Genomic DNA, 12556 nt, shown 5'->3' with positions numbered 1-12556 from the left:
ACATTCGCAGAAAGGCAGTGATGGTATTGGAATTTCGTGATATTATAAATATTTTCAAGGAGAATGACAACTTTCTTATTCTCACACACAAAAGTCCCGACGGAGATACTTTGGGAACAGGTTTTGCGCTTTGCTATTTCCTCAGAAATATGGGCAAAAAAGCAAATGTCGTAAATTCAGACAGTTTTCCCGACAGATACAGTTTTATGTATGAAGAGTATACTCCGCAGGAATTTGATATACAGTACGTTATAGCGGTGGATATCGCAGATCCGCAGCTTATCGGCAGCGGGCTTGCTCAGTATCAGCAGGAGGGGACGGTCGATCTCTGCATAGATCACCACATCTCAAACAAGGCTTTTGCAAAGCAGACTTATGTTGACGCAAAAGCGTCTGCCGCAGCGCTTATAATGTATCAGATATTCAGATATTCGGGTATGGAGATATCCGATATCATCGCAAAGTGCCTTTATACAGGCATAGCAACAGACACAGGCTGTTTCAAGTATGAAAACACAACACCTGCGGCGCATATCGCCTGCGCAGAGCTTATGGCTTACAATATAGATTTTTCTGTTGTCAACAGAAAAATGTTCGATGTAAAGAGCAGGGGCAGGATAGCTGTCGAGCAGACTGTCATAAGCAAAATGGAATATTTCTTTGACGGAAAGTGTTCAATGATAGTTCTTACCAAAAAGCTTATGGAGGAATGCGGAGTAGACCCTGCCGAGTTCGACGGGCTTGCATCTATACCGCTGTCTGTTGAGGGCGTAAGAATAGGCATAACCGTAAAGGAACGCCACGAGAATGTGTATAAGATATCCGTAAGAACTACCGAAGAGATAGACGCATCTGCGTTCTGTCAGCAGTTCAACGGCGGCGGACATATAAGAGCCGCAGGCTGTGAGATACACGGCAGCCTTGACGAAGTAAAGGCAAAGCTTCTTGAAGAAGTCGGAAAGGTATGCGGATAATGGCGGAACTCAACGGCATTATCCCTGTGTATAAAGAGCAGGGCTGGACATCTTTTGACGTTGTGGCTAAGCTGAGAGGGATACTCCATATGAAAAAGCTTGGTCACGGCGGAACGCTTGACCCTATGGCTGAGGGCGTGCTGCCTGTCTTTGTGGGAAAGGCAACAAAAGCCTGCGATATTATCCCCGACAGACGCAAGGAGTATGAGGCTGGCTTTGTTCTCGGTGTAACGACAGATACTCAGGATACCACAGGCAAGGTGCTATCCGAAAACGCAGGAGCGGTCAGTGCTGAAACCCTTAAAGCCGCAGCACAGCGCTTTGTGGGGGAGATAATGCAGATACCGCCCATGTATTCCGCTGTAAAGGTCGGCGGAAAAAAGCTGTATGAGCTTGCAAGAGAGGGAAAGACCGTGGAGCGTGAGCCACGTCCCATTTTCGTTGAAAGCATCGACATCACAGAGTATGACGAGAAAACACGCAGCGGAAAAATGTATGTGAAATGTCACAAGGGTACATATATACGCACAATAATAAATGATATCGGCGATGCTGTCGGCACAGGCGCTGCAATGACCTCGCTGGTGAGAACATATTCGGGCGGCTGCAAAGCTGAGGATTGCTATACGATAGAGCAGATAGCCGAAATATGTGACGGAGGAAAAGCAGAAGATATCATTATCCCCGCAGACAGAGCGTTTGAGGACTATGAAAGGATAGACCTTTCCCAGCGTATAACGGGACTTTACCGAAACGGAGTAAAACTAAGACCGTCACAGGTGGGAAAGAGTGTTCCCGATGATAAGATATACAGAGTTTACGGCTCTGACGGGGAATTTATCGGCACAGGTCATTTCTGCGGAGAAGAGTTCCGCAGTATGAAAAATCTGCGCTGAAAAGCAATGGATCTATGGAGGGATATTTTGATTTTACTTTCGGATAAGGATAATATCTCTGAAAACAATAAATTTAAAACGGTCTGCGCAATGGGACTTTTCGACGGAGTTCACCTCGGTCACAGGCTCGTTATCGAAAAAGCGGTAAGACTTAAAAATGATAGCGGCGGCAGGCTGAAAGCGGCTGTTTTCACCTTTGAAACCAGTTCCCTTACATCAAAGGGCAGGCTTGAAATGCTGCTTAGCGATGAGCAGAAACGTCAGCATATTGAAAAACTCGGTGCGGATTATCTTTACTCCCCCGATTTTTCCATGTTCAAGGATATGCCTGCGGAGGATTTCGTAAGGCTTGTGCTTAAAGAAAAGCTTGGCTGCGCCGCAGCAGTCTGCGGAGCGGATTTCAGTTTCGGCAGAAAAGCTGAGGGGAATGTGGAAGTCCTCAGAGAGCTTGGTAAAAAATACGGCATAGAAGTCTATGCGTTGGACAAGCTTTCCGTTGACGGCACAGAGGTAAGCTCCACCGCTATAAGGAAGTATATAAAAAACGGCGATATCGGAAAGGCAAATGCTCTGCTGGGATATCAGTTCGGCTATACTCAGACAGTAAGGCACGGCAACGAACTGGGCAGGACATGGAACTTCCCTACTATAAATCAGAAGATACCCGAATCATCGGTGCTGCCGAAATTTGGAGTTTACTGTTCAAGGGTGAAGATCGGTGAGGAAACCTATTTCGGCGTTACCAACATAGGCATAAAGCCGACCGTTCAGAGCGGGCTTTCACCGCTGGCGGAAACGTATATCCTTGATTTCAGCGGCGACCTCTACGGCAGGACTGTCACCCTTTACCCCGAATATTTCGTAAGGGCGGAGAGGAAGTTTGAAAGCTTTGACAAGCTCAAAGAACAGATAGCCGCAGATACGGAATTTACAGCAAGGTACTATAAGGCTGAAAAATAATGAAAATATAAAATAAAAAATTTGAAAGGACAGATATCAATGAATAAAGTAAGAACCAGATTTGCGCCAAGCCCGACAGGCTATATGCATATCGGAAACCTCAGAACAGCGCTGTTCACATATCTTATCGCAAAGCAGAACGGCGGAGATTTTATCCTCAGAATAGAGGATACGGATCAGGGACGTTATGTAGAGGGTGCTACTGAGGTAATTTACAAAACTCTTAAAGAGTGCGGACTCAACTGGGACGAAGGTCCTGATATAGGCGGTCCTGTCGGTCCTTATATCCAGTCGGAAAGAATGGGTATGTTCAAGAAATATGCTGAGGAGCTTGTTGAAAAGGGCGAGGCTTACTACTGCTTCTGCGACAAGGAAAGACTTGAAGAGCTGAAAGCTATTCAGGAGGCAAGCGGTATCGCTCCTATGTATGACAGACATTGCCGTGATCTTCCTGCTGAGGAGATAAAGGCAAAGCTTGACGCAGGCGTACCTTACGTTATCAGACAGAAGATCCCGCTGGAGGGCGAGGTTACTTTCCATGATGAGCTTTACGGCGATATCACAGTTGACTGCGCTACTCTTGACGATCAGATACTTATAAAGACAGACGGAATGCCAACATATAACTTTGCAAACGTTGTTGACGATCACCTTATGGGCATCACACACGTTGTAAGAGGAAACGAGTATCTTGCATCTGCTCCTAAGTACAACTTGCTTTACAAGGCTTTCGGTTGGGAAGTTCCGACATATATCCACGTTGAGCATATAATGAAGGACAAGCAGCACAAGCTTTCAAAGCGTGACGGCGACGCTTCATATGAGGATCTTATGAAGAAGGGATATCTCAAAGAGGCTGTTATAAACTATATCGCTCTGCTGGGCTGGGCGCCAAAGGGCGAGGAAGAGATATTCTCACTTGACGAGCTTATCAAGGAATTTGATATCCACGGACTTTCAAAGTCACCTGCTATATTCGACCCTGTAAAGCTCAAGGCTATAAACGGAAAGTATATTAAAAGACTTACACCTGAGAAGTTCGCAGAGTATGCTGTTCCTTACATCAAGGAGAGCGTAAAGAGAGAGGATATCGACCTTAATGCCGTTGCCGCACTGCTTCAGGCAAGAACAGAGCTGTTCACAGAGATACCAGAAATGGTAGACTTCCTTGACGCACTGCCTGAGTATTCTATCGACCTCTATACACATAAGAAGATGAAAACAAATCCTGAGAATTCACTTGGATCCCTGAAGGCTGTTCTGCCTGTACTGGAGAGCATAGACGAGGCTGACTGGACAGAAGAGAATATCCACGAAAAGCTGTTCGCTCTTATCGGCGAAATGGGCGTAAAGAACGGAATAATCCTCTGGCCGCTTAGAGTTGCCGTATCAGGCAAGGCGTTCACACCGGGCGGCGGAATCGAGATCGCTGCACTTATCGGCAAAAAGGATACTATCGAGAGAGTTAAAAAGGGAATAGAAAAGCTCAGCTAAGACATAATTTCGCATTAAACATTAAACTGTCACTTATCTTTCACATAGATAATTTAGAATTATAAGCGGCAAAAAGCTAAATTATTTCCCGTTAGGAGGAAAAATTAAATGATAGAGGTTGTAAACCTTTGTAAACATTACGGCGACAAGAAAGCCGTCAATAATGTTTCGTTCAAGGCTGAGGACGGCGAAGTGCTGGGATTTCTCGGACCGAACGGAGCAGGTAAGTCCACAACAATGAATATCCTTACAGGCTATATTTCAAGCACTAGCGGAAAGGCGCTTATCGACGGGATAGATATTCTTGAAAACCCTGTAAAGGCAAAGCAGAAGATAGGCTATCTCCCTGAGATACCTCCGCTTTATGTGGATATGACTGTAAAGGAGTATCTCTATTTCATATACGATCTTAAAAAGTGCAAGCTGCCGAAAATATCCCATCTTCAGGATATATGCAGCCTTGTGAAGATCGACAACGTATACAACAGACTTATCAAGAACCTTTCAAAAGGTTACAGACAGAGAGTAGGTCTTGCACAGGCGCTGGTGGGAAACCCGAAGGTGCTTATCCTTGACGAGCCGACAGTAGGTCTTGACCCTAAGCAGATAATCGAGATAAGAACGCTTATCAGAAAGCTGGGTAAGAACCATACGGTCATACTCTCATCACATATACTCTCCGAGGTGCAGGCGGTATGCGATAAGATCGTAGTTATCAACGAGGGAAGAGTGGTCGCAAACGATACCGAAGAGAACCTTTCCCACAAGCTTACAGGCGACAATAAGTTCATCTGCAAGATAGACGGAAATAAGGACAACGTTATGAGAATGATACAGAGTATCGACGGCGTTGACAAGGTATACTGCGACGCTGAGCATAAAAACAATGTCTGCGATTACAGGATAGAGGCGGAGGAAGGTTCGGATATAAGATATGAGCTGTTTAAGAAGATAGCGGAGAACGGCTGGTATATGCTGGAGCTGAGATCCTCCGAAATGTCCCTTGAGGATATCTTCCTTAAACTCACGATGGGCGAAAAGATCCCTGCCCTTGCAGCAGATGAGGAGGTAGAGGAATAATGGGAGCGATTTTCAGAAGAGAGGTAAAGGCTTACTTCACATCTCCGATAGGATACATATTTATAGCTGCGTTTTTTGCATACTGCGGAATAATGTTCTCCTATTACAGCCTTAACAGCGGATATACAAAGCTTGATTCGCTTTTCGGTTCGCTGCTTACAATAGTTATCGTGCTTATACCTATCCTCACCATGAGAACGATCTCTGAGGAAAAGCGTTCAAAAACAGACCAGTGTCTGCTTACAGCTCCGATTAGTCTGGGCAGCATCGTTGCAGGAAAGTTCTTTGCGGCTTTCCTTATCTATGCTATTGCAGTTTCGATCACAGCAGTTATGGCTGTGGTAGTTTCCGCATTCGGTCAGCCTGACTGGAACGTTATTGTGGGAAATATCGTGGCTCTCCTTCTTGTGGGAGCGGCTTATATAGCAATAGGCATATTCTGTTCATCATTCACAGAAAATCAGATAGTTGCGGTAGTTATCAGCTTTGTTGCACTTATCGCAGCGTCATTTATGACAACTATCGGCAATCTTATACCTTTAGACTGGGTTCAGACAGTCTTTCAGAAGGTTTCATTCGGCGAAAGATATTATTCATTTACATACGGAGTGTTCGACTTCTCGAACGTAGTATTTTTCGTGAGTGCAGTTGTGGCATTTCTTTTCCTTACGGTCAGAGTGCTTGAAAAACGCCGCTGGGGCTGATAAGGAGGTTGCGCATAAATGGAAAACAATAACGAAAACGAAAAGGTTTCCGCAAACAGCAGAAAGTTCCTTGATGATATAGTCGAGAGCGAGAAAAATCAGAAGGACGCTGCTGAACAGGAAAAGAATAACGCTGAAAAAGATAAGAAGAGCAAAAAGAATAGCAAAGATAAAAAAGAAAATAAAGACAAGAAAAAGTTCAATACCAAAAAGCTCAAGCATGGTACAATGGCTACTGTGCTGACCTGCGTGTTTATTGCGCTGCTGGTGCTTGTCAATATCGTTACAACAATGCTTTTCGACAGATATCCTATTACAATAGACCTGACTGCTGATAAGATATATTCAGTTTCTGACGAGTCGGAAAAGTATGTAAAGGACGTTGACGTTGACGTAACAGTAACTATCTTTGCAGATGAGGAGACTTTTACAAACTATTCCTCATATAATAAGCAGGCGGTAGAGCTGCTTAAAAACTACTGCAAGCTCAATAACCATATCTCATACAGATTTATGGATATAGACTCTAACCCTGACGTAGTAAAGAATTACAGCGACTCTATCCAGCAGTTCGATATAATCTTTGAAACCAATACAGAAGTAAACGGCGAAAAGGTACAGAGAACAAGAAAACTCGGTATGGTCGATCTTCTCAGTTTCAAGGACGAGTTCGTAAGCCAGCTTTCACAGTCCGGTTACAGCATAGATATGCTCGTTCAGCAGGCAGGAAGCGACCTTACATTCCTTTCATACTACGGCTCATATGTTGAGTCATCAAATGCCGAGCAGGCTTTCACATCTGCTCTTATGACCGTAACTGATCCAAACCCTGTATATGTTACTTTCCTTACAGGAAGAAGTGAGATAACTGATCTCTCATACTTCCAGACTTTGCTTACAGCAAACGGATATAACGTAAACAGCATAGATATCACATCTGAGGAGATACCTGAGGAAACAAGCGTTATAGTTATCCCTGCACCTAAGACGGATTATCTTGAGGGCGAGATAACAAAGATAAGCGACTTCCTCAACAACAACGGCGACCTCGGAAAGCAGCTCATCTATGTTGCGTCATACAGTCAGGACTCAACTCCTAACCTTGATGAGTTCCTTCAGGAATACGGACTTCAGATCGGCAGCGGTGTTATCTGCGAAACATATACTTCAAACTACTACAACTACCCGTTCGTTACAACTACAACGAACATCTCAGACAGCTTTGATCAGGATATCCAGACTTCACAGCCTGTTATAAGCTCATGGTTCACAAGACCTGTAAACGTGCTTTTCGACGAGCAGGATATGGTTTCCACAGAGCAGTATGTACTGTCAACAGATGACGCATACACAGCAGACGTTTCTATGACAAACGGAACCGTTGGCGACAAGATCGCAAAGGGACAGCAGTGCTATATGGCAGTAGGCTCAAAGGCTAAGTTCCTTAATGACGAAAACGCCACAACAGTTTACAGCAATATCCTCTGCTTTGGTTCTGAGTATATGCTCAATGACAATATACTCGCAGCTGAACAGTATAACAACAGAGAATATGTTCTCAGCGTACTCAACGGCATCACCCACAAGACGGACGGAGTAACTATCACTCCTAAGACTATCACAGGAAATGCTTTTGATATCAACGAGCAGCAGAAGAATGTTCTTAAATGGACATTCAGCGCAGTTATCCCTCTTGCAGTTCTTGCAGTAGGTACAGTTGTATGGCTGAGAAGAAAGAATAAGTAACCGAGGTTTTAAATTATGAACGGAAAAGTACAGGGAATAATCATATGCGGCGTTATCGCAGCAAGCCTTGCGGGAGTTATGCTGTTTCTCAATTCTGAAAACGGCGGAGCGGATAAGGACAGTTCATCGTCCTCTTCCTCTGCCGCAGCAAGCAGCGAGGACGAAAGCGTTATTATCCTTGAAAAGACCGCAGACGATATAACGGCTGTCCATGTCACCAACACATACGGTGAGTTCGACCTGTCAAAGCCATCATCGGGCAAATCAGGCTGGACGATAGAACAGCTTTCGGGAATAAATCAGAATTCCACTAAAAAGGACAGCCTGCGCACAAACTGCGGCGAGCTTGAAGCTAAAAAACTCGTTGAGGAAAATGCCGCTGACCTTTCAAAATACGGTCTTGACCAGCCGTCTGCAACAGTTGATATAACATACAGCGACGATACCACAGCCACATTCTATATCGGTTCGGAAGCTCCTGAGAGCAGGTATCTTTATGTAAAGACGAGCGACAGCTCAAACGTCTATATGGTGCTTGCAACAAAGCTTTCCTACTATACCGCCCCTGTTACATCATATGCTGACCTTACGCTTATAGCAAAGCCGTCAGATGATGAATGGCCTGACTATGGTACGGAAACTATCAGCAGAAAAGACTGGGATTACGAAGTCAAATTCGAGAACGATCCGCATGATATAGAGGGAATGCTCTCCAGTCAGGTAATATCATCACCTATCTTTGCATACCTCAACATCACAGGCTCAAATACAGTTACTCACGGAATGTGGGGACTTACAGCGACAGAATGTGTGGCTGTGAACCCAGACGATGATGTAAAGAAGGAATACGGACTTGACGATCCATTCTGCACAGTAAACCTTAAGGGTGACGAGTACGACTATAAGCTCAGCATAGGAAATGAAGCCTATGAAACTGACGATGAGGGCAATGTCACCGACACGTCAAAGGGATATTACTGCTATCTCGAAGGTGTAAAGGGCGCAGACTGCGTCTATGTTGTCAGCACAGACAGCCTGCCTTGGGCAACATTCAAGATCGAGGACGTTATATCCAGCATTATGACAACGAACTACCTTGTTGACCTGTCCGAGATCACTATCGAGCATAATGGCGAAAAGACGACCTATGAAATAACAAGCAACGGTTCAAGCAGCGAAACTCTTGACGACGGCAGTGCAGCAGATGTTACAAGCGTTAAACTTGACGGCAAGGAGCTTGACGTGGATAACTTCAAGAGCCTTTATCAGTACATCATGACCTGCCCGACATCTGAGATATACTTCAAAGACCCTGAGGGCGAAAGCGTAGTAGCTATCACAGAGAAGAGAGCGGACGGCGACGAGGACGTTATCGAGCTTTACAAGGATACCGCAAGAAGATATATCGTAAAACTCAACGGCAGAACATCTTTCAGGATACAGTCAACATGGATAGACACACTTCTGAAAAATATGGACAACGTAAAAAATGGCATCGAGGTAGACGATAACTACTAAGGTCTTGATACCACAGCGAAATCGACAAAGTATGCGGCAGATGAGGGTTATAATGATATCTGCCGCTTTGCGACCCAGGCGTATGTGAAAATTATGAAAAAAGTTTGAAAAAACGCTTTATTTTTTGTCTGATATATGTTATAATAATTACAGTACGCTAAGGTTGGAAGAAAATAGACATAATTATACAGAACGGAGGAGATATTATGGCAAGTACAACAGAGAAAAAGGGTTTCTTCACATATAAGGGTCTGCCGCTGGTTAGAAAAGGCAACACTATTTATTTCGGAAATATGTATGACGAGTTCGTTGTAATGATAGAAATTCAGGGTACTGAAAAGATAGGCAAGCTTGACGTTGCTAACAAGGTAATGATAAGAAAAATGGCAACTGATATAAAGCTTCCGCCGAACGAGGCTATCGTAAAGACAGCTAAGAAGGACAGCCTTTATGAGGCGCTGGATATTGCCTGCGCATGGCTCAAGGTAAGCTGATAGATCGTGATGTATTGCGGCAGAGGTGATGACTTCTGCCGCTTTGTATTTTAATTAAATATAAAATTTACAGAAAATTAATAAAAATACTTGACAAGGCTTGTACGGGTATGTTATAATATGTATACCTCTTTATGAGGTCTATTTTTTTGCGCTGTTTTTACGGCGGCAAAAATCATAAGTTACCTCAGAATTCCGCTGTAAAGCGGGGTTTGCGCAGGGCTTTCGCCTGAGCGCATGAGGGAGGCAAAGACGTACTCCGATAGTTCTTGCGGAGTATAAATTTCGTCAGGAGGTGCCGAAATGAGAGTAAAGATTACACTTGCTTGTACTGAGTGTAAGCAGAGAAACTACAACACAAAGAAGAACAAGAAGAATGACCCTGACAGACTTGAAATGAACAAGTATTGCAAGTTCTGCAAGAAGCACACTCTTCACAAAGAGACTAAGTAATCTGAAAGGAGCTATATCTTATGGCTAAGGATAAGGAGATTACTAAGTCTTCCAAGAAAGATGCGAAGATCAAGGGCGCAGAGAAGGCTAAGAAAAAAGGCGGTATCAGAAGATACTTCAGAGATCTCAAGGCTGAGATCAAGAAGGTCGTATGGCCGACAAAGTCGCAGGTCATCAACAATACAGGCGTTGTTCTGTCTGTAATGGTAGTGATGGCGATATTCCTTTTCGCAGTTGACACAGGTCTTGGCAAGGCTATTCAGGCATTGCTCAGCATCGGAAGCTGATGAAGACATCATCGGCGGAAACGGTTTTTACAGCATCAATATGGAGGTAATTTCATGTCAGAAGAAGCAAAGTGGTATGTAGTCCATACCTATTCCGGTTATGAGAATAAGGTTGCGCAAAATATTGAAAAGGTTGTTGAAAACCGAAAGCTTCATGATCTTATTCCCGAAATAAGGATCCCGCTGGAAACAGTAACGGAGATCAAGGGCAACAAGACATCAGAAGTTGAAAAAAAGCTTTTCCCAAGCTATGTGCTTGTAAAAATGGTACTTACTGACGACTCATGGTATATCGTAAGAAATACCAGAGGAGTTACAGGTTTCGTTGGTCCGGGATCAAAGCCTGTTCCTCTTTCAGATAAAGAGGTAGCTGCGCTGGGCGTTGATACAGGCGCTCCGGTTGTGGAGGTCAATATCAAGGAAGGCGACAGCGTAGAGGTCATCGGCGGTTCGTTCGACGGCTTCACAGGTACAGTTGAAAAACTCGACCTTGAGGAAAAGACTGCGGACGTTACAGTATCTATGTTCGGTCGTGAAACAGTAGTAACACTTCCGATAACACAGATCAAGCCTGAGGATAAGTAACAGGCTGCACAAAGTCAGAGGGAAAAAACATTCGTATTGGAAGTTATCTTCCAAAAACGTGGGAGAGCTGAAAAAGGCTCGCCTTACCACTTAATTATGGAGGTGCAATATAATGGCACAGAAGGTAGTAGGCTATATAAAGCTTCAGATTCCTGCAGGAAAGGCAACTCCTGCACCACCGGTTGGTCCGGCTCTTGGTCAGCACGGTGTAAACATTATGGCATTCACAAAGGATTTCAACGAGAGAACTAAGAACGATATCGGTCTTATCATCCCTGTTGTGATCACAGTTTATGCTGACAGATCATTCACATTCATTACAAAGACTCCTCCTGCATCAGTCCTCATCAAGAAGGCTTGCAAGATCGAGTCCGGTTCAGGCGTACCTAACAAGACTAAGGTTGCTACAATCACAAAAGAGCAGGTTCAGAAGATCGCTGAGCAGAAGATGCCTGACCTTAATGCGGCAAACATTGAAACTGCAATGAGCATGATCGCAGGTACATGCCGTTCAATGGGCGTTGTAGTTGAAGATTAATTAATTCGCAGCTGTATCAGAGTGATACAGGCAATGGTGGGAGGATTATTCCGCTAACCGGCGTTTTCGGTCGGTATTACCACTTAACGAGGAGGAAATATTAATGAAACATGGCAAGAAGTATGTTGACAGCTCAAAGACTGTTGACAAGTCTAAGCAGTATGATTCCGCAGAGGCACTTGAACTTGCAGCAGCCAGCGCAAAGGCTAAGTTTGATGAAACAATCGAGCTTCACATTCGTCTGGGCGTTGACTCAAGACACGCTGACCAGCAGGTAAGAGGCGCTGTTGTACTTCCTAACGGAACAGGTAAGAAGGTTAAGGTTCTTGTATTCTGTAAGGAAGATAAGTACGAGGCTGCTAAGGCAGCTGGCGCTGAGTATGTCGGCGGCATGGAGTTTGTAGATAAGATCACAAAGGAAAACTGGATGGATTTCGACGTAGTTATCGCTTCACCTGATATGATGGGTGTTGTTGGTAGACTCGGTAAGGTTCTCGGACCTCGTGGACTTATGCCAAACCCAAAGGCTGGTACAGTTACTCCTGACGTAGCTAAGGCTGTTACAGACGCTAAGGCTGGTAAGATCGAGTACCGTCTTGACAAGACAAATATCATTCACTGCCCTATCGGTAAGGCTTCATTCGGTGTTGAAAAGCTTGAGCAGAACTTCAACACACTTATCGACGCAGTTGTAAAGGCTAAGCCTGCTGCTGCTAAGGGTCAGTATCTTAAGAGCATCGTTGTAGCTTCTACAATGGGCCCTGGAATCAAGGTAAATACTGCAAAGTACGGCAACTGATTCCTATAAATAATGCAATATGGGACGG

At 44.4% G+C, this 12556-nt stretch carries 14 protein-coding genes; all 14 read left to right on the top strand.

Annotation, left to right across the window (positions count from 1 at the left end; all coding sequences use genetic code 11):
• Nucleotides 1–20 precede the first annotated feature (20 nt).
• The gene (locus Q0E19_RS00500; RefSeq protein WP_294406069.1) at nt 21–974 is read left to right on the top strand and encodes a bifunctional oligoribonuclease/PAP phosphatase NrnA; all 954 of its coding nucleotides are present in this window, start codon (nt 21–23) and stop codon (nt 972–974) included.
• The gene (truB, locus tag Q0E19_RS00495; RefSeq protein ID WP_294406067.1) at nt 965–1870 is read left to right on the top strand and encodes a tRNA pseudouridine(55) synthase TruB; all 906 of its coding nucleotides are present in this window, start codon (nt 965–967) and stop codon (nt 1868–1870) included. Before Q0E19_RS00500 ends, truB begins: the two co-directional genes overlap by 10 nt.
• Nucleotides 1871–1897: 27 nt before the next feature.
• Complete coding sequence (locus Q0E19_RS00490; protein WP_294406064.1) at nt 1898–2830, top strand: bifunctional riboflavin kinase/FAD synthetase; 933 nt, start codon at nt 1898–1900, stop codon at nt 2828–2830.
• A 33-nt stretch (nt 2831–2863) separates the two neighbouring features.
• Nucleotides 2864–4324, top strand: a complete 1461-nt coding sequence (gene gltX / locus Q0E19_RS00485) for a glutamate--tRNA ligase (protein WP_294407001.1) — start codon at nt 2864–2866, stop codon at nt 4322–4324.
• A gap of 108 nt (nt 4325–4432) precedes the next feature.
• On the top strand, nt 4433–5404 hold the full coding sequence (locus Q0E19_RS00480; protein WP_294406062.1) for an ATP-binding cassette domain-containing protein: 972 nt from the start codon (nt 4433–4435) through the stop codon (nt 5402–5404).
• Nucleotides 5404–6108, top strand: coding sequence for an ABC transporter permease subunit (locus Q0E19_RS00475; RefSeq protein ID WP_294406060.1), 705 nt, complete (start codon nt 5404–5406; stop codon nt 6106–6108). Before Q0E19_RS00480 ends, Q0E19_RS00475 begins: the two co-directional genes overlap by 1 nt.
• 18 nt (nt 6109–6126) lie before the next feature.
• A complete protein-coding gene (locus Q0E19_RS00470) occupies nt 6127–7854 on the top strand; it encodes a GldG family protein (RefSeq protein ID WP_294406058.1) in 1728 nt (575 codons plus the stop codon).
• A gap of 15 nt (nt 7855–7869) precedes the next feature.
• Nucleotides 7870–9372 carry a DUF4340 domain-containing protein gene (locus tag Q0E19_RS00465; protein ID WP_294406056.1) on the top strand — a complete coding sequence of 501 codons (1503 nt, stop codon included), beginning with the start codon at nt 7870–7872 and terminating at the stop codon, nt 9370–9372.
• A 206-nt stretch (nt 9373–9578) separates the two neighbouring features.
• Nucleotides 9579–9866, top strand: coding sequence for a hypothetical protein (locus Q0E19_RS00460; RefSeq protein ID WP_294406054.1), 288 nt, complete (start codon nt 9579–9581; stop codon nt 9864–9866).
• 303 nt (nt 9867–10169) lie between these two features.
• Nucleotides 10170–10319: a 50S ribosomal protein L33 gene (gene rpmG, locus Q0E19_RS00455; protein WP_002848320.1), complete on the top strand. Its 150-nt coding sequence runs from the start codon at nt 10170–10172 to the stop codon at nt 10317–10319.
• A gap of 20 nt (nt 10320–10339) precedes the next feature.
• Nucleotides 10340–10606 (top strand): preprotein translocase subunit SecE, encoded by a 267-nt coding sequence (secE, locus tag Q0E19_RS00450; RefSeq protein ID WP_294406050.1) that lies wholly within the window; start codon nt 10340–10342, stop codon nt 10604–10606.
• Between the two features lie 54 nt (nt 10607–10660).
• Nucleotides 10661–11191 carry a transcription termination/antitermination protein NusG gene (nusG, locus tag Q0E19_RS00445; protein ID WP_294406048.1) on the top strand — a complete coding sequence of 177 codons (531 nt, stop codon included), beginning with the start codon at nt 10661–10663 and terminating at the stop codon, nt 11189–11191.
• Between the two features lie 112 nt (nt 11192–11303).
• Nucleotides 11304–11729, top strand: a complete 426-nt coding sequence (rplK, locus tag Q0E19_RS00440; RefSeq protein ID WP_294406046.1) for a 50S ribosomal protein L11 — start codon at nt 11304–11306, stop codon at nt 11727–11729.
• 103 nt (nt 11730–11832) lie between these two features.
• Nucleotides 11833–12528 (top strand): 50S ribosomal protein L1, encoded by a 696-nt coding sequence (rplA, locus tag Q0E19_RS00435; protein WP_294406042.1) that lies wholly within the window; start codon nt 11833–11835, stop codon nt 12526–12528.
• The last annotated feature ends 28 nt before the right edge of the window (nt 12529–12556 follow it).

It is taken from the genome of uncultured Ruminococcus sp., from assembly GCF_934476685.1.
GTDB lineage: Bacteria > Bacillota > Clostridia > Oscillospirales > Ruminococcaceae > Hominimerdicola.
This window is presented reverse-complemented; position numbering and strand designations above follow the sequence as displayed.

Coding starts and splice junctions, on each gene's coding strand:
- Q0E19_RS00470 (WP_294406058.1), top strand. CDS start 6,127: ATGGAAAACAATAACGAAAACGAAAAGGTTTCCGCAAACAGCAGAAAG.
- Q0E19_RS00460 (WP_294406054.1), top strand. CDS start 9,579: ATGGCAAGTACAACAGAGAAAAAGGGTTTCTTCACATATAAGGGTCTG.
- rplA (WP_294406042.1), top strand. CDS start 11,833: ATGAAACATGGCAAGAAGTATGTTGACAGCTCAAAGACTGTTGACAAG.
- secE (WP_294406050.1), top strand. CDS start 10,340: ATGGCTAAGGATAAGGAGATTACTAAGTCTTCCAAGAAAGATGCGAAG.
- Q0E19_RS00465 (WP_294406056.1), top strand. CDS start 7,870: ATGAACGGAAAAGTACAGGGAATAATCATATGCGGCGTTATCGCAGCA.
- Q0E19_RS00480 (WP_294406062.1), top strand. CDS start 4,433: ATGATAGAGGTTGTAAACCTTTGTAAACATTACGGCGACAAGAAAGCC.
- nusG (WP_294406048.1), top strand. CDS start 10,661: ATGTCAGAAGAAGCAAAGTGGTATGTAGTCCATACCTATTCCGGTTAT.
- rplK (WP_294406046.1), top strand. CDS start 11,304: ATGGCACAGAAGGTAGTAGGCTATATAAAGCTTCAGATTCCTGCAGGA.
- truB (WP_294406067.1), top strand. CDS start 965: ATGCGGATAATGGCGGAACTCAACGGCATTATCCCTGTGTATAAAGAG.
- Q0E19_RS00500 (WP_294406069.1), top strand. CDS start 21: ATGGTATTGGAATTTCGTGATATTATAAATATTTTCAAGGAGAATGAC.
- Q0E19_RS00475 (WP_294406060.1), top strand. CDS start 5,404: ATGGGAGCGATTTTCAGAAGAGAGGTAAAGGCTTACTTCACATCTCCG.
- rpmG (WP_002848320.1), top strand. CDS start 10,170: ATGAGAGTAAAGATTACACTTGCTTGTACTGAGTGTAAGCAGAGAAAC.